Raw genomic sequence first — 19,435 nt, 5'->3', positions numbered from 1 at the left:
GGGTTCCTAACGCTCCAGTACGAGGGCGAGGCCCTGGCCGACGCCGATGCAGAGGGTGGCGACGCCGACTCCCGAGCCTTTGCGGGCCAGTTGGTGGGCGACGGTCCCGGCGAGGCGGGCGCCGGAGGCGCCGAGGGGGTGGCCCAGGGCGATGGCCCCGCCCTGCGGGTTGAGGACGGCCGGGTCGAACTCGGGCCACTCGGCGACACAGCCCAGGACCTGTGCGGCGAAGGCCTCGTTGAGTTCAAGAGTTGACAGGTCGTCAAATGTCTTGCCCGCCTTGGCGAGCGCGCGATTCACGGCCTCCACCGGTGCGAGACCGAAGTAGTCGGGGTCGAGCGCGGAGACACCGGACGCGGACACCCGGGCGAGGGGTTCGCGGCCGGTGGCGGCGAGGCCCTCCTCGTCGACCAGGAGCAGGGCCGCCGCTCCGTCGTTGAGGGGCGAGGCGTTGCCCGCGGTGACCGTGCCGGCCTCGGGGCGGAACGACGGCTTGAGGCGGGCCATCGCGGCGAGGGAGGCGTCGACGCGTACGCATTCGTCGGCGGCGAAGGACAGCGGGTCGCCCTTGCGCTGCGGGAGGGAGACCGGCACGATCTCGCCGTCGAACAGGCCCGCGGCCTGGGCGGCGGCGGCCTTGCCGTGGCTGGCGAGGGCGAACTCGTCCTGCTGCTCACGGCTGATCTTGTGCTTGTCGGCGATGAGTTCGGCGGACTCGCCGAGCGGGATGGTCCACTGCGGGTCCATCCTCGGGTTGACCATGCGCCAGCCGAGAGTCGTGGAGTACAGCTCGGTGTGCCCGGCGGGGAAGGGCCGGTCGCTCTTCGGCAGGACATAGGGGGCGCGGGTCATCGACTCGACACCGCCGGCGAGGGCGATCGAGGCGTCGCCGAGCGCGATGGCGCGGGCGGCCTGGATGACGGCCTCAAGACCGGAGGCGCACAGCCGGTTGACGCTCACACCCGGGACGGAGGTGGGCAGACCCGCGAGCAGGCCGGCCATGCGGGCGACGTTGCGGTTCTCCTCGCCGGCGCCGTTCGCGTTGCCGAAGTACACGTCGTCGATCCGGGCAGGGTCCAAGTCCGGTGTACGGGCCAGGAGTTCACGCAGGGCATGGGCGGCCAGGTCGTCCGGGCGGACGGCGGCGAGGCTTCCGTTGTACTTGCCGAACGGGGTACGGACGGCGTCGACGATGTAGACGTCCTTCACGGCTGCTTCTCCTCGGTGAGCTTTTCGACCAGCTCTTCGGCGATACGGACCTTGGCGGCAGTCTTCGCCACGACCTCATCGACCGTGACACCGGGCGCCGTCTCGACCAGTACCAGGGCCTCGGCCGTGACGTCCAGGACACCCAGGTCGGTGATCACGCGGTTGACACAGGCTTTACCGGTCAGCGGCAGCGTGCACGCGTCGAGGACCTTCGGGGAGCCGTCCTTGGCGGTGTGGGTCATCACGACGATCACCGTCCGGGCGCCGTGCACCAGGTCCATGGCCCCGCCGATCCCGGTGATCATCTTGCCGGGCACGGCCCAGTTCGCCAGGTCGCCGCCCGCGGAGACCTGCATCGCGCCGAGGACCGCGACGTCGATGTGCCCGCCGCGGATCATCCCGAACGACAGTGACGAGTCGAAGTAGGAGGCGCCGGGCAGGACCGTGACGGTCTCCTTGCCCGCGTTGATCAGATCCGGGTCGACCTGCTCCTCGGTCGGGTACGGGCCGGTGCCCAGGATGCCGTTCTCCGACTCCAGGATCACCTCCACGCCCGGCGGGAGGTAGTTGGGGATCAGCGTCGGCAGCCCGATGCCGAGATTCACGTACTGGCCGTCGTCGAGTTCGTGCGCGGCCCGCGCGGCCATCTGCTCACGTGTCCAGGCCATCAGATGCTCACCGTCCGCTGCTCGATCTTCTTGTCCGCCGCCTGCGCCGGGGTGAGCGCGACGACCCGCTGCACGAAGATGCCCGGCAGGTGCACCGCGTCCGGATCGATCTCGCCTGGCTCCACCAGCTCCTCCACCTCGGCGATGGTTACCCGTCCGGCCATCGCGGCGAGGGGGTTGAAATTGCGGGAGGACTTGTTGAAGACGAGGTTCCCGTGCCGGTCGCCCATGGCGGCCCGCACCAGCGCGAAGTCGGTACGGATACCGCGCTCCAGCACGTACGGGGTGCCGTCGAAGTCCCGTACCTCCTTCGGCGGGGAGGCCAGCGCGACGCCGCCCTCGCCGTCGTAGCGCCAGGGCAGTCCGCCGTCGGCGACCTGCGTGCCCACACCGGCCGGCGTGTAGAAGGCGGGAATCCCGGCGCCGCCGGCCCGCAGCCGCTCGGCCAGCGTGCCCTGGGGGATCATCTCGACCTCCAGCTCCCCGCCCAGGTACTGCCGCGCGAACTCCTTGTTCGCCCCGATGTACGAGCCGGTGACGCGGGCGATGCGACCCGCCGCCAGGAGGACCGCCAGGCCGGACTCCATCGCCCCGCAGTTGTTGGACACCACGCCCAGGCCGGTGACACCACGCTCGTACAGCGCCTGGATCGTCACGTTCGGCACACCGCTGAGACCGAAACCGCCGACGGCGAGTGTCGCGCCGTCCGGTACGTCGGCCACAGCCCCGGCGGCTGTGGAGACCACCTTGTCCATCTGCGAAGCCTCATCTCTCCCGAGCGTCCCGCGGCCCCGTTTAGTCAGGGCACTGAGTATTTCTTCGAGGTTTCGAACACGCTGCCATCGCGGCCGTCAACCGTCAAGACCCCCCATGAAACGCAAGCTGAGAGTCTGCTCATGGGAAAGAGACAGTGAGTCGTCGGACCGCTATTGTTCAGTGCACCGACGAATGCCGACTCTCGTGCCCGAAGGAGCGCTCATGGCCGCGGTGGACCTCTCCACCCACCCCGGGCACCTGGCCCGGCGGCTGCAGCAGGCGCACTACCTGCTGTGGAACACGATGGTCTCCGAGGAGATCACCTCGCCCCAGTTCGCGGTCCTGAACGCGCTCGTCGCGGAGCCGGGTCTCGACCAGCGCACCGTGGGGGAGCGGGTGGGTCTCGACCGGTCCACCATCGCCGAGGTCATCAGCCGCCTCGGTCGGCGCGGCCTGCTGGACAAGGTCCGTGACCCCCAGGACGGCCGCCGCTCCCTGCTGCGCCTCACGGATGACGGCGTACGTGTCCATCGCAAGCTGACCGTGCGGACGGCTCGGATGAACCAGGTCTTCCTCGGCCCGCTCTCCGGCGAGGAGCAGGCTCTCTTCTTCGATCTGATCCAGCGGGTCTCGGACGCGGCGGAGGGGTTGCGCAATCCGGTCGCCCCGGGCGCGCCCCTTTAGGGGCGCGGGGAACTGCGCGACAAGCCCCCACCGCACCCGCACCCGGCGACCAGCCCGCTTTTTAGGGGCGCGGGGAACTGCGCGGCCGGCCACGACGTGCCCGCAGGTGAAGCCGATGCGCCAGGCAGCCGCGGAGTGGTGGGTGGGTCACGCTCGGGCGAACACCACCCACACCTGGCCCGGGGCGAAGTTCATCGGCGTGCCGTCCGTCGTCGTGAACTCGGTGCCACCCGTGGCGAGAGGCCGCTTCCACGCAACGTCGAAGGCCTTGCCGTCGCGCAGCACCTTCGCCGTGCCCGAGCCGACCGTCTCCGTGTAGGGCGTGATGTTGCCGAGGTAGTCGTGGTACCTGGACTTGCGGATGTTCACGTACTGCACGACGACCGTGGAGGCGGCCACCCGCTTCCCGCCGGTCGTCACCGTCGGCGTGCCGTCCGTCGACACCAGCCAGCGCTGTTGGTCGCGGGACCAGTCGAAGGTGAAGCGGGCCTGCGGGAAGCGGACCGTACGCGTGCTCTCGGCCGTGCCTCCCGCGGGCGCGGCGCCGTACCGGAAGCCCGTCGTCAGCGCGTCGGCCCCCGGCGTCGCCGTCAGCAGCCGGTGGGGGCGCAGATAGAGGTTGTGCGGCTGGGGCTTGTCCGTGCCCCGGTAGTACGCGTTCGTCTTCTCCTCCGGCAGGGCGGTCCGCAGCGGCGCGCCGTCGATCAGCGGCAGCAGCCTCTTCTGAGCACCCGAGAAGGCGAGCGTCGGCTCGTGGAACTGGCGCAGCAGCTCCAGGTCCGACTCGCGCGCACTGCGAACCGGGCCGACGGCCTTCGGCAGGCGGGTCGCGTACACCGCCATCAGCCGGCTGAGACCGCCCTCGACCTGCTCGGCGTAGACGACGTCAGCGGCGTCCAGACCCGTCTGCGGGCGGGCGCCGGGCACGTTGTCGATCTTCACGACGAGCGGGGACGCGGCCCGGGGCGCCGGACTCGCCGGGGCGCTGGGGCCGTCCGTGCCGTCGGTGCGGGGTGGCATGTCTCCGCGTCGCTTGTCGTCCAGCGGCTCGCTGCTCGTGCAGGCCGTCGCCGCGGCACCCACCAGCAGGGTGGCCAGCAGTGTCGTCGTCATGGCTGAGCGCCTCGAACGCCCCGTCCGTCTCCCGCGTACCGTGGCCACCGTGCCCCGTTTCGTCGTTTTTCGGGTTATAGGTTCAACGAGTACGTACCCAATGAGCCAAGATCGAAGGCGTGCGCTGGTCCGAGCGGGTCACGGGCGCGGGCGGGAGGGTACGGCGGTCCGGCCGGTGGTGCCGTGCCGCGTGGCGCGGGCCGTATGCGGGAGACCTACCCAACAGGGCTGCCGCGCACAGGCGTTGGGTGGCGCGAATGTGTCCGGGTCCGTTCAGTCCCGCGGTCCCAGGATGTCCGAGAGGTCGTAGCCGACCGGCTCCTCCAGCTGGGCGTACGTACAGCTCTCCGGCGTACGGTCCGGGCGCCAGCGGCGGAAGCGCGCCATGTGCCGGAAGCGCTCGCCGTTCTCCATGTGCTCGTACGCCACCTCGCACACCAGTTCCGGCCGCAGCGGAATCCAGGAGAGGTCCTTCTTGCCCGTCCAGCGGCTGGGCGCGCCCGGCAGCCGCGCCGACTCGTGCGCCGACTCCTCGGCCCAGGCCGCCCACGGGTGCCCGGCGGCCGACTCCATGAGCAGCGGTGCCAGCTCGGTGATCAGCTCCTCGCGCCGCTTCATCGTGAAGGCCGCGCACACCCCCACGTGCTGCAACGTGCCCTCGGCGTCATGCAGGCCGAGCAGCAGCGAGCCGACGACGGGCCCGCTCTTGTGGAGCCGGTAGCCCGCGACCACCACGTCCGCCGTGCGCTCGTGCTTGATCTTGAACATCAGGCGTTCGTCCGGCCCGTAGCGCAGGGTGAGCGACTTGGCGACCACACCGTCGAGCCCGGCGCCCTCGTACTGCTCGAACCACCGCCGCGCCACCTCGATGTCCGTCGTCGCCGGCGCCAGGTGCACGGGGGCCGCGCTGTCGGACAGCGCCGTCTCCAGCAGGGCCCGCCGGTCGGACAGGGGCACGTCCAGCAGCGACTCGTCGGCCAGCGCGAGCAGGTCGAACGCCACGAACGACGCGGGATGGCGCTCCGAGAGGGTCTTCACCCGGGAGGCCGCCGGATGGATGCGCTCGGAGAGGGCGTCGAAGTCGAGCCGTCCGCCCCGCGCGACCACGATCTCGCCGTCCACCACACAGCGCTCGGGCAACCGCTCCCGCAGCGCCTCCACCAGCTCGGGAAAGTACCTGACCAGCGACTTCGTGTTACGGCTGCCGATCTCGACCTCGTCCCCGTCACGAAAGACGATCGCCCGGAACCCGTCCCACTTCGCCTCGTAGTGCATGCCCGGCGGAATCCGCGCCGCGGACTTGGCGAGCATGGGCTTCACGGGCGGCATCACCGGCAGATCCATACACCGATTCTGCGGGGATACGCGAAGAACCGCCCGGTGTGCACCGTCGGCATGGATATGCGAGGTGTACGCGGTACGCCTACCGTGGCTCGCATGGCGGATGCGGTGGAACTGGAGGCGGCGGGCAGGACGGTACGGCTGTCCAGCCCGGACAGGGTCTTCTTCCCGGAGCGCGGCTTCACGAAGCTGGACCTCGCCCGGTACTACCTCGCGGTCGGCCCCGGGATCCTGCGCGCGCTGCGGAACCGGCCCACGACCCTGGAGCGCTACCCCGAGGGGGTCGGCGGCGAGTCCTTCTTCCAGAAGCGGGCGCCGAAGAACATGCCCGACTGGATCCCCACCGCGCACATCGCCTTCCCCAGTGGCCGCAGCGCCGACGAGATGTGCCCCACCGAGGTCGCCGCCGTCCTGTGGGCCGCCCAGTTCGGCACGCTGACCTTCCACCCCTGGCCGGTACGCCGGGACGACGTCGACCGGCCGGACGAGCTGCGCATCGACCTGGACCCGCAGCCGGGCACCGACTACGCCGACGCGGTACGCGCCGCCCACGAGCTGCGCGAGGTGCTCCACGAGTACGGGGATCTGCGCGGTTTTCCCAAGACCTCCGGCGGCCGTGGCCTGCACGTCTTCGTGCCGATCGAGCCGCGCTGGACGTTCACCCAGGTCCGCCGGGCCGCGATCGCCGTCGGACGTGAGCTGGAGCGCCGTATGCCGGATCAGGTGACCACGGCCTGGTGGAAGGAGGAGCGGGGCGAGAAGATCTTCGTCGACTACAACCAGACGGCCCGCGACCGCACGATCGCCTCCGCCTATTCCGTACGCCCCCGGCCCCACGCGCCGGTGTCGGCGCCCCTCACCTGGGACGAGGTCGGCGAGGCAGTGCCCCGGGACTTCGATCTCGCGACCATGCCCGCGCGCTTCGCCGAACTCGGCGATGTGCACGCGGACATGGACGACCACGCCTACTCCCTCGAAGCCCTGCTCGAACTCGCCACCCGTGACGAACACGATCACGGACTCGGCGATCTGCCGTACCCGCCCGAGTACCCGAAGATGCCGGGCGAGCCGAAGCGGGTACAGCCGAGCAGGGCCAAGAAGGAGAGCTGACCCCTGCCTAGTGGGGCGTCACAGCTCCTTGATCCTGACGTCGCGGTACGACACCACGTCCGTCGTGCCGTGCACCTGGAGCCCGATGTAGCCGGAGGAGAACCGCCGCCCGTCCGTGCCCGGGTCGTCCGAGCGCGGCGGGGTGAAGTCCTGACCGCCGGTGTTGTCGAACTCGTTGATCAGCGTGCCGTTGCGGTAGATCGAGTAGTGCTGGTCCACCACGCGGATCTCGTAGTCGTTCCAGGTGCCCTTCTGGGTGACACCGGCACCGGCCAGGCCCACCCGGTCGAAGCCGTAGACCGAACCGGTCTTGTACATGTCGCCGGTGGGACTGTCGAACTCCTGTATCTCGTGCCCGTACTTGATGGCGACCCACTCCGGCCGGGACTCCTCCGGGTGGTTGTGGACCTGCGGGAACCGCACGAACACACCGGAGTTGGCGTTGCCCGTGCCCGGCGCGTCGTCACGCCACTGGAGCTTCAGCGAGAAGTCCCCGTACTTGCGCTCGGGGAACCACAGCATCCCGAGCCCGTCCCTCGACGTGCCCGACGTGATGGAGCCGTCGCCGTTCAGGCCGAACGAACCGCCGCCCACGTGCTGCCACTTGTCGAAGGTGTCCTGCGTACCGTCCATGATCGTGCGGTAGCCCTCGGTCTGGCCGGGGTCGCCGATGCCCGACTCGTCGGCCGCCGCGTCGATCAGGTCGTACTCACGCTGGACGATCACACCGTCCTTCAGGAGGGTCTTGAGGACCGCCGTCACGTGCTTGAGGAACAGCGCGTGGGACGTCCACTCCTTCTCATCCTCGATCAACTCGTTGATGCGGCACCGGCTGTTGGTGATCCGGTTCGGCACGCCCGTGTCGACCGTGCCGACGATGACCGTCAACCGCTCGTCGTACTCGGCGCAGTTGGGTGCCGGCACGCCGCCGCCGGGGGCGATCGTGAAGCTCACCGTCCGGGCGGCCGAGGTGTTGCCCGCCTTGTCGCTCGCCCGGTAGGCCACCGAGTGCGCGCCCACGCGGTCGACCACCACGGGAGCGGTGTACGCGAGGTAGGGGCCGCCGTCGAGCGAGTACTCGATCTTGTCGACCCCAGAGCCGCCGTGCGCGTCCGTCGCGGTCACCGTCACCTTGGCGTTGTTGATGTACGCCCCGGCCGAGTTCTTCGTGCCCTCGACGCTCACGCCGGTCACCGGCGGAGTGGTGTCCTCGATGGGCGGCGCGACGACGGTGAACGACACGGACTTCTCGGCGGACGCGTTGCCCGCCTTGTCCGTCGCCCGGAACCGCACCTTGTGCGCGCCCACCTCGTGGACCATCACCGGGGCGGTGTACGCCTGCCAGGCACCGGCGTCACCGAGCGCGTACTCGATGGTGTTGACGCCGGAACCGGTGTCGGAGGCCGTCACCGTGACGGTCGCCATGGAGACGTACTCGCCCTGCGCGTTCTTCTCGCCGGTCACCGTGGCCGAGGTGTCCGGCGCGGTCGTGTCGTCCGTCGGCGGGGCCACCACCGTGAACTGCTCCGCCTTCTCCGCGGAGGTGTTCCCGGCCTTGTCGATCGCCCGGTAGCGGACCTTCTGGGCGCCGACCTGGTCGACCACCACGGGCGTGGTGTACGGCTGCCAGGCACCCGCGTCACCGAGGGCGTACTCGACGCGCTCGACGCCCGAACCGCCGGCGTCCGTCGCGCTGATCGCCACGGTCGCCGAACCGACGTACGCGCCGTCCGCGTTCTTCGTGCCGGTCACCTGTGCCGCGGTCTCCGGCGCGGTGGTGTCCTCGCCGGTGCCCTCGGTCACCACCAGGATGCCCTGCATCTGGCCGTGGCCGGGGATGGTGCAGAAGTAGCGGTACCGGCCGGGTGAGAGCGTCACCTCGGCCGTGTGCCTGCCACCCTGGTCGTCGTTCGGGTTGGCCAGGACGTTCAGCGGGACGTCGTTCTGGTACTCCGGGTCCGACACGTCGAACGTCAACGTGTGCGGCATGCCCATGGTGTTGCCGGTCGCCTCGCTGTTCTCGAAGACGATCGTCGTCGGGCCCGCGACCGCCGTGGTGGGCGCGGACGTGTACTTGGTGATGTCGTCACCGGCCGTCCAGGTGAGCGTCTGCGCCGCGGCGCCCGCCCCGGACGGGGTGTTGTCGGTCTGGCCGGACGCCGAGGTGGACGCGAGGCCCAGCACCATCAGCAGCGAGGCGACAAGTGCCGTCCACAGCCGTCCAGTTCTTCGCCTGCGGATGCCTCGGATGTTCGTCACGCTCGTCACTGCGCCTCCCTGGCGAGCTGGTCGGCGGCGGGAGTGGGGCCGCCGCCCTTGTACGTCACCTGCCACAGCGCGGACTTGGAGTCCGAGGTGAAGAAGCCACGGCCGTAGTCGAGGACGTACAGCGTGCCGTCCGGGCCGAACTTCCAGTCCATGAGGTTCTTGATGCCGTCGTTGCCGATGGGGATGATCTTCTTCAGGGACTCGGCGTGCACCGGGATGCCGCCCTGTCCGGCCGTCTTCGGGTCGAGGAGCACGGCGTGGCGCGGCTGGTCGGCGTCGTAGAAGTCGCCCACGAACCACTTGCCGTCCCAGTACGAGGGCCACTTGGCGGCGTTCGCCAGCGTGCCGTCGTACCGGTAGACGGGCCCGTCCATGGCCGCCTGACCGCCGCCCTTCAGCCACGGCAGCAGGAACTTCTGCTCCGTCGTCTTGTACGACGGGATGCCGTTGGCGTCCCGCGGGAAGTCCGGTCCGCCGCCCTGGGGCGAGTACCAGATGGTGTTCGACGTGACCGGCGGCAGGTTCACGAGACCGTCGTTGTTCGGCGACTCGTTCTTCGGCGCGTCGCAGTTGTACCAGCCCAGCGGCTTCGACGGATCGGGCAGGTTGCGGTCCCGGTAGGGCTGCTTGTTGCCCATGCAGTACGGCCAGCCGTGGTTGCCCGGCTTGGTGATCGCGGCGAACGTGTCGTACTTCGCCGGCCCCCAGGTGGTCGAGGGCGACCCGGCGTCCGGGCCGACCCAGCCCGCGTACAGGGTGTCGGTCTTCTTGTCGATGGAGATGCGCGCCGGGTTGCGGACGCCCATCACATAGATCTCGCCACGTGTCTTGCCGCCGCCCTCGGCGGTCTCCTTGCCCGTGAAGAGGTTCCCCTCGGGCAGGGTGTACGTGCCGTCCTGCTCCGGGTGGATGCGCAGGATCTTGCCGTTGAGGTTGTTGGTGTTGCCCGCCGTGCGGCGCGCGTCGGCGAAGGAGACGCCCTTGTAGTTCGGCTGCGGGTTGTTGCCCGAGTAACCGTCGCTGAAGCCACTGGAGTTGTTGTCACCGGTGGCGATGTACAGGTTGCTCTTGGAGTCCCAGGCGAGGCCGCCGCCCGCGTGGCAGCAGCTGTGGATCTGGACCGGCCACTTCAGCAGGACCTTCTCGCTGTTCAGATCCAGCCTGCTGGTCGCCGAGTTGTAGGTGAAGCGGGAGACGTACCGCTCGGCCATCCGCTTGTCACGGTCGATCCGGGAGTGCGGCGTGTAGTGCAGGTACACCCACCCGTTGTCCGCGAACCGGGGGTCCAGCTCGATACCGAGCAGGCCCTCCTCGACCTTGATCAGCTCGTCGCCGCCGCCCTTGTTGCCGAAGACGTTGAGCGTGCCGGCCAGCGTGACCTTCTTGGTCTTCGGGTCGTAGACGTGGATCTCGCCCTTGCCCTTGCCGACGTCCGGGTTGTTCCAGTCCGTGACGACCGGCTGCGACGAGTCGGCGCCGCCGCGGCCGATGTAGAACACGCGGCCGTCGGGCGCGGTCACCAGGCCGTGCGGCTCGCCGATCTGGTCGTTCTGGCCCGGCTGGTTGGGCTGGGTCAGCCGCTCCGCCTTGTAGTTGGCGTTGATCGTCGCCTTGCAGTCGGCCTGCGAGATCCGGGTCGTCCACGCGAGCGCGCCGCGCAGATGCGAGCGGAACTCCGTCTCGTCGAACGAGGAGGCCGTACCGCCCATGCCGGTGTAGAAGGACCGGCCGCCGTCGTAGTCACGGCACCAGGAGACCGGGTGGTCGGCGCCGTTCGCGGCCGTTCCCGGCTGGTACGTCGACTCACGGACGCGCGCCACGGTGTGCACGTCGCCGGACGGGTTCTTGACCCAGTTCAGCCACTGGTCGGGACGCTTCCACTGGAGCGGGAGGTCCCTGGTGGCCGGATGCTGTCGGTCGCCGACCTCAACGGTGGCCCGCTGTACGGCGGTTGGGCTGTTCGCCGCCGGACGGGCCCCGACGAGTCCGGTGAACCAGTCCGAGTACGGCTCGGCGCGGGCCGCGTCATGGATGCCGAGGAAGCCGCCGCCGGCCTCCATGTACGACTCCAGACCGGCTTCCTCCTCCGGTTCGAGGACGTCACCGCCGCCGGTCAGGAAGACCACGGCGTTGTAGAGGCCGAGTTCCGTCTCGTCGGTGAAGACCGAGGCGTCGTCCGTGGCCGTCACCTTGAAGCGCCCGGCCGCCGCGCCCGTCTGTCCGATGTCCTCGATCGCCTCGATACCGGCGTTGACGACGGGCGACTCCTCGCCGCCGGCCGCGGACCCGTGGTAGATCAGCACGCGTACATCGGAGCCGCCGGGGGGCGACTTGATCGACATCGTTGTCAGTGGGTCGGGTGCCGGGCGCGCGCTCGCGGCGGGCCCCGAGAGGACACCCGCCGTGACGACTCCCGCGGCCAGCGCGGCCGCCCAGCCTCTCCGTCTGGACCTGCCCAACTTCCGTACCGTCAGTGGCGTTTGATGCGGTGTGGGCCGCATGTGGTCACCCCATCCTCCTCGGTCACAGCAACAGCGCCATGGAAGCTAGACCTTTTCGCGGAACTCGCCAATAGCTATGACCGGGATCGCACAAACTTTGTCCTGAGTGTGGATAAACGAAGCCGATGCCACTAGCGTCTCCCCAGTTCGTCTCTGTCACCCGGTTCGGTCGGATCCACCGCCGGATCCGCGACCGGACCCACCAGTCCCGTCAATTCCGTTGACCGCGTTGCAGGTTGGGAGAGTTCGGCATGGGCACCACGGACGACATGGCCACCACGGACGCGATGGACAGGCGTGGGTTCAGCCGTCGGATGATGATGGGCGGGGCCGCCGTCGCCACTGTCGCGACATCGTTGTCGCTCGTCGCCGCGAAGGACGCGACGTCCGCCGACAGCGCGGCGAGCGCGGGCACGGCGCTCCGTACCGCCCCCGCGGGCGGCGAGGTCAGGCGCATCAAGCTGTACATCGAGAAGCTCGCCGACGGGCAGCTGGGCTACGGGTTCGAGAAGGGCGCGGCCTCGATCCCCGGGCCGCTGATCGAGCTCAACGAGGGCGACACCGCGTACATCGAGGTCGAGAACACGCTCGACGTGGCGGCGAGCCTGCATGTCCACGGTCTGGACTACGAGGTCTCCAGCGACGGCACGAAGCTGAGCAGGTCGCATGTCGAGCCGGGTGACACCCGGACGTACACCTGGCGCACCCATGCCCCCGGCCGCCGCAAGGACGGCACCTGGCGGGCGGGCAGCGCGGGCTACTGGCATTACCACGACCATGTCGTCGGCACCGAGCACGGCACGGGCGGCATCCGCAAGGGCCTCTACGGGCCGGTGATCGTCCGCCGGCAGGGCGACATCCTGCCCGACAGGACCCACACCATCGTCTTCAACGACATGACGATCAACAACAGACCGGGACACGACAGCCCAAACTTCGAGGCCACGGTGGGGGATCGGGTCGAGTTCGTCTCGATCACGCACGGCGAGTACTACCACACGTTCCACGTGCACGGTCATCGCTGGGCGGACAACCGCACCGGCCTGCTGACCGGCCCGGACGACCCCAGCCGGGTGGTCGACAACCTGATCGTGGGTCCCGCGGACTCGTTCGGTTTCCAGGTCATCGCGGGGGAGGGCGTCGGCGCGGGTGCGTGGATGTACCACTGCCACGTCCAGAGCCACTCCGACATGGGAATGGCAGGCCTGTTCCTGGTGAAGAAGACGGACGGCACGATCCCGGGCTACGAGCCCCACGCCCACTGACCCCGACACTCGGCGCCGCCCGGGGGCGCGGGGAACGGCGCGCTGAGCCACGACGTGCCGGCACGTGACGACGGTCCTGTCTTTGGGGGCGCGGGGAACGGCGCGCTCAGCCACGATGCACTCGCACCCAACGACGGTCCTGTCTTTTGGGGGCGCGGGGAACGGCGCGCTCAGCCACGATGCACTCGCACCCAACGACGGTCCTGTCTTTTGGGGGCGCGGGGAACGGCGCGACAAGCCACGACGTGCCCGCACCCAACGACCGGCCTGCTTTCAGGGGCGCGGGGAACGGCGCGACAAGCCACGGCGTGCCCGCACCCAACGACGGTCCTGTCTTTTGGGGGCGCGGGGAACGGCGCGACAAGCCACCACGCACCCGCACCAAACGACCCACCCGCCAAGAAGGGAGCGCTCTCAGCAAGGGGGCGAACCACGGCTATCCTGATCGGCAACCGCCGCCCTGAGGAGCCCCGAGGTGACCGAGCAGTCGACACAGCCACGCCCCACACTGGAGGCCGTGGCCGCCCGGGCGGGAGTCTCCCGAGCCACCGTGTCCCGTGTCGTCAACGGAGGCGAAGGCGTCCGCGAACCCCTCGTAGAGCGAGTCAGGCGCGCCGTCGACGAACTCGGTTACGTCCCCAACCAGGCCGCCCGCAGCCTCGTCACCCGACGCCACGACGCCGTCGCCGTGGTGATCGCCGAACCGGAGACCCGCGTCTTCGCGGACCCCTTCTTCGCGCTCCAGCTCCGAGGCATCAGCAAGGAGCTGACGGCCCACGACTCCCAACTCGTACTGCTGCTCACGGAGGGCCGCGACGACCACGCCCGCGTGGCGCGCTATCTCGCAGGCGGCCACGTCGACGGCGCGCTCGTCTTCTCGCTGCACCTCGACGACCCGCTGCCCAGCCTGATCCACGGAGTACCGACCGTGTACGGAGGGCGCCCCGGCTGGAGCGACGGATCGCCCGGCGTGGTCTACGTCGACTGCGACAACAGGGGCGGCGCCCGTGAGGCCGTCCGTCACCTCGTCGGGCTCGGACGCAAACGTATCGGCCACATCACCGGCGCCCTCGACCAGACCTCGGCGGTCGACCGGCTCGACGGGTTCCGTGACGTCATGGTGGACGCCGATCCGAGGCTGATCGTGGAGAGTGACTTCACCCCGGGCGGCGGTGAGGACGCCATGCGGGAACTTCTCGAACGTTGCCCCGATGTGGACGCGGTGTTCGCCGCGAACGACCTCACGGCGGTCGGTGCGATGCGGGTTCTGCGGGAGCAGGGGCGGCGGGTGCCCGAGGATGTCGCCGTGATCGGGTTCGACGACATGCTGCCGTTCACCGAGCAGGCCGATCCACCGCTTACGACTGTCCGGCAGGACATCGAGGAGATGGGGCGGTTGATGGCGCGGTTGTTGTTGCGGGGGTTGGACCGGAGCGGGGGCGCTGCCGCGGGGGAGCCGGGCAGTGTCGTGCTGCCTACGACTCTGGTTCGGCGGGTCTCCGCGTAGCCGCTCCGCGGGGTGCGTGTGTTGGGTGCGGGTCCGTTGTGGCTTGTCGCGCAGTTCCCCGCGCCCCTGGCAGAGCAGGCCTCGTCGTCGAGTGCGGGTGTGCCCGTGGCTGGGCGCGCAGTTCCCCGCGCCCCTTGGGGCCCTGGCGGGCGCCCCGTCCGGGGCGCCCGCCAGGGGCTTGTGTTACGCGCCTACCGAGACCGTGAAGCGGTGCGGGTTGCCGTCGTGGGCCGCGCCCGATACGTCGGGCTGGCCGTCGGGGCGTACGTCGTCGTACGGGAAGGCGTAGCCGATGGGGGAGTTGGCGTGTACGACGCGGGCCCAGTGGTTGGTGACCGCGTCCGTGTAGTAGTCGGACGTGGTCGTGCCGTTGGGCTGGGTCGGGTGGGTGAGCATGATCGAGCGGTTGAAGCCGGCGGCGAGACGGGCGAGGAGGGCCTTCTTGTCGTCGGAGTCGCCGGGGTTGTTGGCGAACGGGCCGTGGTTGCAGGTGAAGATGTCCTTCGACGTGGGCTTGCTGAAGGTGTGGCCACCGGCGAAGGTCAGCGTGTCACCGCTGACCCGACCCGTGAGCACGCCCCGGCCGCCCTGGAGGTCGATCCCCAGGTCGGTGGAGCGGTACTTGTCCCAGACCTGGTCGATATAGCCGGTCCAGAGGTCGCGGAACGGCATCTCCGCCGGCCGGTCGAAGTACGGAGCCATCAGGTTCTGCGGCGAGACCACCCGCAGCACGGAGCCGTCGCCGCCCCGGGTCACCAGCTTGTCCCAGGGCTGGCCGTCCTTGGCGGCCTGTGCCGTGAGGTCCGCGGCGATCCGGTCGACGGCGCCGTCGGGCAGCGGGGCCACCGTGTGCGTGGCGTCGCCCTCCAGGGTCAGACCGATCGGCAGTGCGGTGACCAGGTCGACATAGCTGATGTTGGCGTACAGCTGATCGCTGTTGAACGTGAATTCGCAGAACGACCACGTCTTGCCGTAGTTCGGGTCGGCGGCCGTGGCGAACGCGGGCTCGACCAGGGAGGGGCCCGGGTTGAGGTAGAAGTCGAGCGTGCTGTCCCGTACGAAGTAGACGCGGGCGCCGTACATCTGAGGCAGGGTCAGCACCTTGGCGGCCGAGCCGGCGGCGCCGAGGGGGATGGCGCAGTCGACGGGCAGCGGGGTCTGCGGCGCCGACGGGGAGGTGGGCCGGTAGACACTGCCGTCCGCGCGCAGCAGGACCCAGTTGCCTGTCGACTGCTCGTGACCGGTGACGTACGCCCGGACCGTGCCGGGCAACGAGTTGTTCTTGAGGGCCAGTTCACAGGTCGCGGGAGCCGCCTCGGCCGTCGGGCTGAGAGCGCTCCCCCAGACGGGGTAGCCGGCGGCAGCGGTGACGGCCGCGGTTCCGGTCAGAAACTTCCTGCGTGAGATCAAGGGGGTCTCCTGGGACGTGGGGGGAGGCAGGAGTGGCCGATGTATGGGGCATCGGTCCTGCGGGGCACCACTGTTCCCAGACGGGAGTTGAAGCGTCAAGGGTTATGACTGAGAGCGCTCTCGAAAAGTTCGTTCCTTCAGAAGTTGACGGCAGGTGGGAGAGGGCGGGCGGGGTCGGGTCGGCGGGGGCCGGCCGGAGAGAGCGGGCCGGAGGGGCTCGACCGCCTCCGGCCCGCTCTCTCCGGCCGACCATGCGGCCCTCGGCGTATCGGCGGACGTCAACCCATGACCGGCTCGGTCCTGATCACCGCGAAGCGCGCCCCGTACGGGTCGGCGAGCTTGGCGATCCGGCCGACACCCTCCACGGACGTGGCGGGCATACGGACCGTGCCGCCCAGCTCTCGGGCCTTCGCGACCACGTCGTCCGTGTCCGTGACCGCGATATAGGGCAACCAGTACGCTCCCGCCTCCTGTTCCGTCGGGTCGTCGGCCAGGGGGACGACACCGCCGAACATGCCGTCCTCGCCGCCCTCCGCGGGATTGATACAGGTGTAGACGCCGCCGGGGAACGGCATGGCCGAGGTCTCCATGCCCAGTACGGAGTGGTAGAAGGCGGCTGCGGCAGCGATGTCCGGTGTGTACAGCTCGACCCAGCACAGGGAGCCGGGTTCACCGGCCACGTCGAGGCCGCGGAGTGCGGCGGGCTGCCAGATGCCGAAGGAGACGCCCGCCCTGTCGGCGAGGATCGCCATGCGGCCCTTGTCCATGATGTCGCCGGGCGGCATCAGCACACCGCCCCCGGCCTGCTCGGCCGCCTTGGCCGTGGCGTCGGCGTCCGGGCTCCGGAAATAGACGGTCCATGACGGCGGGCCCTGCTCGGGGGTGGTCTGCATACCGCCCGCCGCGGTCTTCCCGTCCGCCTGGAAGAAGCCGTAACCGCCGGAATCGGATCCTGCCGACTGGAAGTCCCAGCCGAAGACGCCTCTGTAGAAGGAAGTGGCGCCGTCGATGTCGGGGGTGCCGAGATCGATCCAGTTCGGGGCGCCGGTGACGAAACGGGTGGTGAGCATATTGCCCTCCTTCGAGGGGTCCCGTTGCCTGCACTGCCGAGTCTTGCACCGCCCACTGACAACCGCTGCCGGAGCGGGCGCCGAACTCCCGCCCCACCCGGCGCCGGCCCCGGCCTCGGGCACCGCTCCGCGCGCGACCCCCGTGTTCCGCCGGTGCCGCCCCCGGCGGGCGCGGTGGTCGGGGTGCCGGTAAGAACGCTGTCACCAGCCGCAAACGGCGGTGATCTTGGGAAGGCGTCACCCGTGTGGGTGAGTCCTGGGCCGTACGGCTGCGGTGGGTGAAGCTCTGCGGGGACGAGCGGCGATCGTGGCCCGTACTCCGTTGGACCTGGATGAACTCGTCGAGCATTGGACGTTGCTGAAGGGCGAGCAGGGGCTCGTGTCCGGCAAGCGCGGTGCGACGCGATTGGGCTTCGCCGTGCTGCTGAAGTTCTCTACGCAGTACGGCCGGTTTCCCCGGAACCGGGCAGAATTGCCCGGTGAGGCCGTGGAGTTCATGGCCCGGTAGGTGCAGGTTCCTGCTTCGGAGCTGGGTTTCTACGACTGGACGGGCCGCACGGTCGAGTACCACCGTGCGCAGGTCCGGGAGCATCTCGGATTCCGTGAGTGCAGCGTCGCGGATGCGGAGAGGCTGACGGCGTATCTGGCCGAGCACGTCGCGCACAAGGAACGCCGGCCCGAGCAGGTCCGGGTGGAACTGCTGTTCCGCTGCCGCGCGGAGAGCATCGAGCCTCCGACGTCGGGTCGGTGCGACCGGATCGTGGGGGCGGCCCTGCGGGCGGCCGAGGAGTCGCTGACGGCCCTGATCTCCTCGCGGCTGACCATGGAGAGTATCGAGCGGATCGTGGCTCTGGTGGCCGGAGCCGACCAGGACGACGCCGGACCCGCGGACGGCGGCACGGAGGGCGAGGACGCGCCGCCGGTCCTGGGAAAGGTCAAGGAAGCGCCGGGCAACGTGAGCCTGGAGACGATGCTCACCGAGATCGACAAGCTCCTGGCGGTGCGGGCGATCGGTCTGCCACGGGATCTGTTCATCGACGTCGCGCCGAAGGTCGTGGCCGGCTGGCCGGCGCGGGCCGCGGTGGAGTCGCCTTCCCATCTGCGGACGCACCCGGTGGCGCTGCGGGTGACGCTGCTGGCCGCGCTGCTGCACGAGCGGGAGCGGGAGAGCACGGACACGCTGGTGGAGCTGCTGATCTCCACGGTGCACCGGATCGGGGCGCGGGCGGAGAAGAAGGTCACCGAGCAGCTGATCAACGCGTTCAAGGAGGTGTCGGGCAAGGAGAACATCCTCTTCAAGCTCGCCGAGGCGTCGCTCGGCGCCCCGGAGGGCACGGTCCGCCAGGTCGTGTTCCCGGCGGTGTCCGGGGGTGAGGCAACGCTGCGGGAGCTGGTGCACGAGTTCAGGACCCGCGGGCCGGTCTACCGGCGCACGGTGCAGACCACGTTGAAGGCGTCGTACACCGACCACTACCGGCGCGGGCTGATCAAACTGCTGGACGTGCTGGAGTTCCGCTCCTCCAACCACGCCCACCGGCCCGTGATCGAGGCGTTGGCGCTGGTGGCACGGTACGCGAACGCCGGGAACACGACGTACTGCCCGCTGGGCGAGACGGTGCCGGTCCACAAGGCGATGGGCGGGGACTGGGCGGAGGTCGTGCACCGCACCGACAAGCGGGGCCGGCGCCGGGTGGTGCGCATGGTCTACGAGGTCGTCGCCTTCCAGGCCCTGCGCGATCAGCTCAAGTGCAAGGAGATCTGGGTGGTCGGCGCCGACAAGTGGCGCAACCCGGACGAGGACCTGCCGCAGGACTTCGAGGCGAGGCGGGCGGAGAACTACCAGGAGCTGCGCAAGCCGCTGGACGCCGCGGTGTTCGTCAACGAACTGCGCGAGCAGATGACGGCCGAACTGACCCTGCTCAACGACCAGCTGGGCATCCTGCGCCGCTTCACCCGCAACGCCTCCCATCCCACCTACGCGGCGATGCGGGAGGTCGTCCGCGCCCGGAAGACCATCTGCGTGGCCCGCTACCTGCGGCTGCGGGGTCCTCAGCGGGAGATCGAGGAGGGCCTGAACGTGATGGAGTCCTCCAACGGCGCCAACAGCGTGATCGCGTACGGCAAGGGCGGGGAGATCGCCTCCAACCGGCGCGACGAGCAGGAGATGTTCGTTCTGTGCCTGCGGATTCTGCGATCGGCCCTGGTCTACGTGAACACTCTGATGCTTCAGGACATCCTCGGCGAACCGGAGTGGGCCGGGCTTCTCACGTCCGCCGACCGGCGCGGCCTGACCCCGCTCTTCTGGTCCCACGTCCGGCCCTACGGTGAGGTAAACCTCGACAGGGCCGCCCGCCTCAACCTCACCGCGGTCACTGTGCCCAGCCCTCGTACAGCGGGCGATGCGGAGCCGGCCGAGGAAGGTGCGGACGCGTACCCGTCACCGACGCGGTGCCGGTGACACGGGCCACCAGCTCGGCGTCCACGAACTGGCGCCGTTTGCACTCACTGTTCGACCAGCTCAGCCAGGTGCTCG

General features: G+C 69.8%; 14 protein-coding genes and 1 pseudogene. 6 read left to right on the top strand and 9 right to left on the bottom strand.

Annotated features, from left to right (window positions below; genetic code table 11):
- Positions 1-6: 6 nt before the first annotated feature.
- The 3 genes from ACH4DZ_RS36315 to ACH4DZ_RS36305 are packed head-to-tail and all read right to left on the bottom strand — an operon-like array spanning position 7 to position 2,632.
- Positions 7-1,209 carry a thiolase family protein gene (locus tag ACH4DZ_RS36315; RefSeq protein WP_398292556.1) on the bottom strand — a complete coding sequence of 401 codons (1,203 nt, stop codon included), beginning with the start codon at positions 1,207-1,209 and terminating at the stop codon, positions 7-9.
- Entirely contained in the window at positions 1,206-1,877 is a 672-nt protein-coding gene (locus ACH4DZ_RS36310) for a CoA transferase subunit B (protein WP_398292554.1), read from the bottom strand. The genes ACH4DZ_RS36315 and ACH4DZ_RS36310 overlap by 4 nt, the downstream gene beginning before the upstream one ends.
- Positions 1,877-2,632 (bottom strand): CoA transferase subunit A, encoded by a 756-nt coding sequence (locus ACH4DZ_RS36305; RefSeq protein ID WP_398292552.1) that lies wholly within the window; start codon positions 2,630-2,632, stop codon positions 1,877-1,879. Before ACH4DZ_RS36305 ends, ACH4DZ_RS36310 begins: the two co-directional genes overlap by 1 nt.
- A 223-nt stretch (positions 2,633-2,855) precedes the next feature.
- Between ACH4DZ_RS36305 and ACH4DZ_RS36300 the strand changes: the two genes are divergently transcribed.
- Positions 2,856-3,317 carry a MarR family winged helix-turn-helix transcriptional regulator gene (locus ACH4DZ_RS36300; RefSeq protein WP_398292550.1) on the top strand — a complete coding sequence of 154 codons (462 nt, stop codon included), beginning with the start codon at positions 2,856-2,858 and terminating at the stop codon, positions 3,315-3,317.
- Positions 3,318-3,464: 147 nt separating this feature from the next.
- Here the strand turns inward: ACH4DZ_RS36300 and ACH4DZ_RS36295 are convergent, their stop codons facing one another.
- Positions 3,465-4,430, bottom strand: a complete 966-nt coding sequence (locus ACH4DZ_RS36295; protein ID WP_398292548.1) for a DUF3048 domain-containing protein — start codon at positions 4,428-4,430, stop codon at positions 3,465-3,467.
- Between the two features lie 273 nt (positions 4,431-4,703).
- The gene (locus ACH4DZ_RS36290) at positions 4,704-5,774 is read right to left on the bottom strand and encodes an ATP-dependent DNA ligase (protein ID WP_398292546.1); all 1,071 of its coding nucleotides are present in this window, start codon (positions 5,772-5,774) and stop codon (positions 4,704-4,706) included.
- A gap of 93 nt (positions 5,775-5,867) precedes the next feature.
- Between ACH4DZ_RS36290 and ligD the strand changes: the two genes are divergently transcribed.
- Positions 5,868-6,881: a non-homologous end-joining DNA ligase gene (gene ligD / locus ACH4DZ_RS36285; RefSeq protein ID WP_387332737.1), complete on the top strand. Its 1,014-nt coding sequence runs from the start codon at positions 5,868-5,870 to the stop codon at positions 6,879-6,881.
- 18 nt (positions 6,882-6,899) lie between these two features.
- Here the strand turns inward: ligD and ACH4DZ_RS36280 are convergent, their stop codons facing one another.
- Both ACH4DZ_RS36280 and ACH4DZ_RS36275 read right to left on the bottom strand, forming a co-directional pair.
- Positions 6,900-9,068, bottom strand: coding sequence for an OmpL47-type beta-barrel domain-containing protein (locus ACH4DZ_RS36280; RefSeq protein WP_398292806.1), 2,169 nt, complete (start codon positions 9,066-9,068; stop codon positions 6,900-6,902).
- A 77-nt stretch (positions 9,069-9,145) separates the two neighbouring features.
- A complete protein-coding gene (locus ACH4DZ_RS36275) occupies positions 9,146-11,572 on the bottom strand; it encodes a ThuA domain-containing protein (protein WP_398292804.1) in 2,427 nt (808 codons plus the stop codon).
- A gap of 365 nt (positions 11,573-11,937) precedes the next feature.
- Between ACH4DZ_RS36275 and ACH4DZ_RS36270 the strand changes: the two genes are divergently transcribed.
- A complete protein-coding gene (locus tag ACH4DZ_RS36270) occupies positions 11,938-12,915 on the top strand; it encodes a multicopper oxidase domain-containing protein (protein WP_398292802.1) in 978 nt (325 codons plus the stop codon).
- Positions 12,916-13,390: 475 nt separating this feature from the next.
- Positions 13,391-14,422: a LacI family DNA-binding transcriptional regulator gene (locus tag ACH4DZ_RS36265; protein WP_398292544.1), complete on the top strand. Its 1,032-nt coding sequence runs from the start codon at positions 13,391-13,393 to the stop codon at positions 14,420-14,422.
- A gap of 183 nt (positions 14,423-14,605) precedes the next feature.
- Here ACH4DZ_RS36265 and ACH4DZ_RS36260 read toward each other — a convergent pair whose 3' ends face one another.
- Both ACH4DZ_RS36260 and ACH4DZ_RS36255 read right to left on the bottom strand, forming a co-directional pair.
- Positions 14,606-15,832: a glycoside hydrolase family 64 protein gene (locus ACH4DZ_RS36260; RefSeq protein WP_398292542.1), complete on the bottom strand. Its 1,227-nt coding sequence runs from the start codon at positions 15,830-15,832 to the stop codon at positions 14,606-14,608.
- 278 nt (positions 15,833-16,110) lie between these two features.
- Positions 16,111-16,902: a VOC family protein gene (locus ACH4DZ_RS36255; protein WP_398292540.1), complete on the bottom strand. Its 792-nt coding sequence runs from the start codon at positions 16,900-16,902 to the stop codon at positions 16,111-16,113.
- A 274-nt stretch (positions 16,903-17,176) separates the two neighbouring features.
- Here ACH4DZ_RS36255 and ACH4DZ_RS36250 point away from each other — a divergent pair.
- Together ACH4DZ_RS36250 and ACH4DZ_RS36245 are read left to right on the top strand one after the other, a co-directional pair.
- Positions 17,177-17,659, top strand: a pseudogene (locus ACH4DZ_RS36250) (DUF4158 domain-containing protein); the annotation flags it as partial.
- Between the two features lie 66 nt (positions 17,660-17,725).
- Positions 17,726-19,360, top strand: coding sequence for a Tn3 family transposase (locus tag ACH4DZ_RS36245; protein ID WP_398292800.1), 1,635 nt, complete (start codon positions 17,726-17,728; stop codon positions 19,358-19,360).
- The last annotated feature ends 75 nt before the right edge of the window (positions 19,361-19,435 follow it).

The organism is Streptomyces sp. NPDC017991 (assembly GCF_044328075.1).
Taxonomy (GTDB): domain Bacteria; phylum Actinomycetota; class Actinomycetes; order Streptomycetales; family Streptomycetaceae; genus Streptomyces.
The sequence above is the reverse complement of the archived record's forward strand: the minus strand, read 5'-3'. Positions and strand labels throughout refer to the sequence as shown.

Coding starts and splice junctions, on each gene's coding strand:
- ACH4DZ_RS36310 (WP_398292554.1), bottom strand. CDS start 1,877: ATGGCCTGGACACGTGAGCAGATGGCCGCGCGGGCCGCGCACGAACTC.
- ACH4DZ_RS36305 (WP_398292552.1), bottom strand. CDS start 2,632: ATGGACAAGGTGGTCTCCACAGCCGCCGGGGCTGTGGCCGACGTACCG.
- ACH4DZ_RS36300 (WP_398292550.1), top strand. CDS start 2,856: ATGGCCGCGGTGGACCTCTCCACCCACCCCGGGCACCTGGCCCGGCGG.
- ACH4DZ_RS36295 (WP_398292548.1), bottom strand. CDS start 4,430: ATGACGACGACACTGCTGGCCACCCTGCTGGTGGGTGCCGCGGCGACG.
- ACH4DZ_RS36290 (WP_398292546.1), bottom strand. CDS start 5,774: ATGGATCTGCCGGTGATGCCGCCCGTGAAGCCCATGCTCGCCAAGTCC.
- ligD (WP_387332737.1), top strand. CDS start 5,868: ATGGCGGATGCGGTGGAACTGGAGGCGGCGGGCAGGACGGTACGGCTG.
- ACH4DZ_RS36280 (WP_398292806.1), bottom strand. CDS start 9,068: ATGGTGCTGGGCCTCGCGTCCACCTCGGCGTCCGGCCAGACCGACAAC.
- ACH4DZ_RS36270 (WP_398292802.1), top strand. CDS start 11,938: ATGGACAGGCGTGGGTTCAGCCGTCGGATGATGATGGGCGGGGCCGCC.
- ACH4DZ_RS36255 (WP_398292540.1), bottom strand. CDS start 16,902: ATGCTCACCACCCGTTTCGTCACCGGCGCCCCGAACTGGATCGATCTC.
- ACH4DZ_RS36245 (WP_398292800.1), top strand. CDS start 17,726: ATGGAGAGTATCGAGCGGATCGTGGCTCTGGTGGCCGGAGCCGACCAG.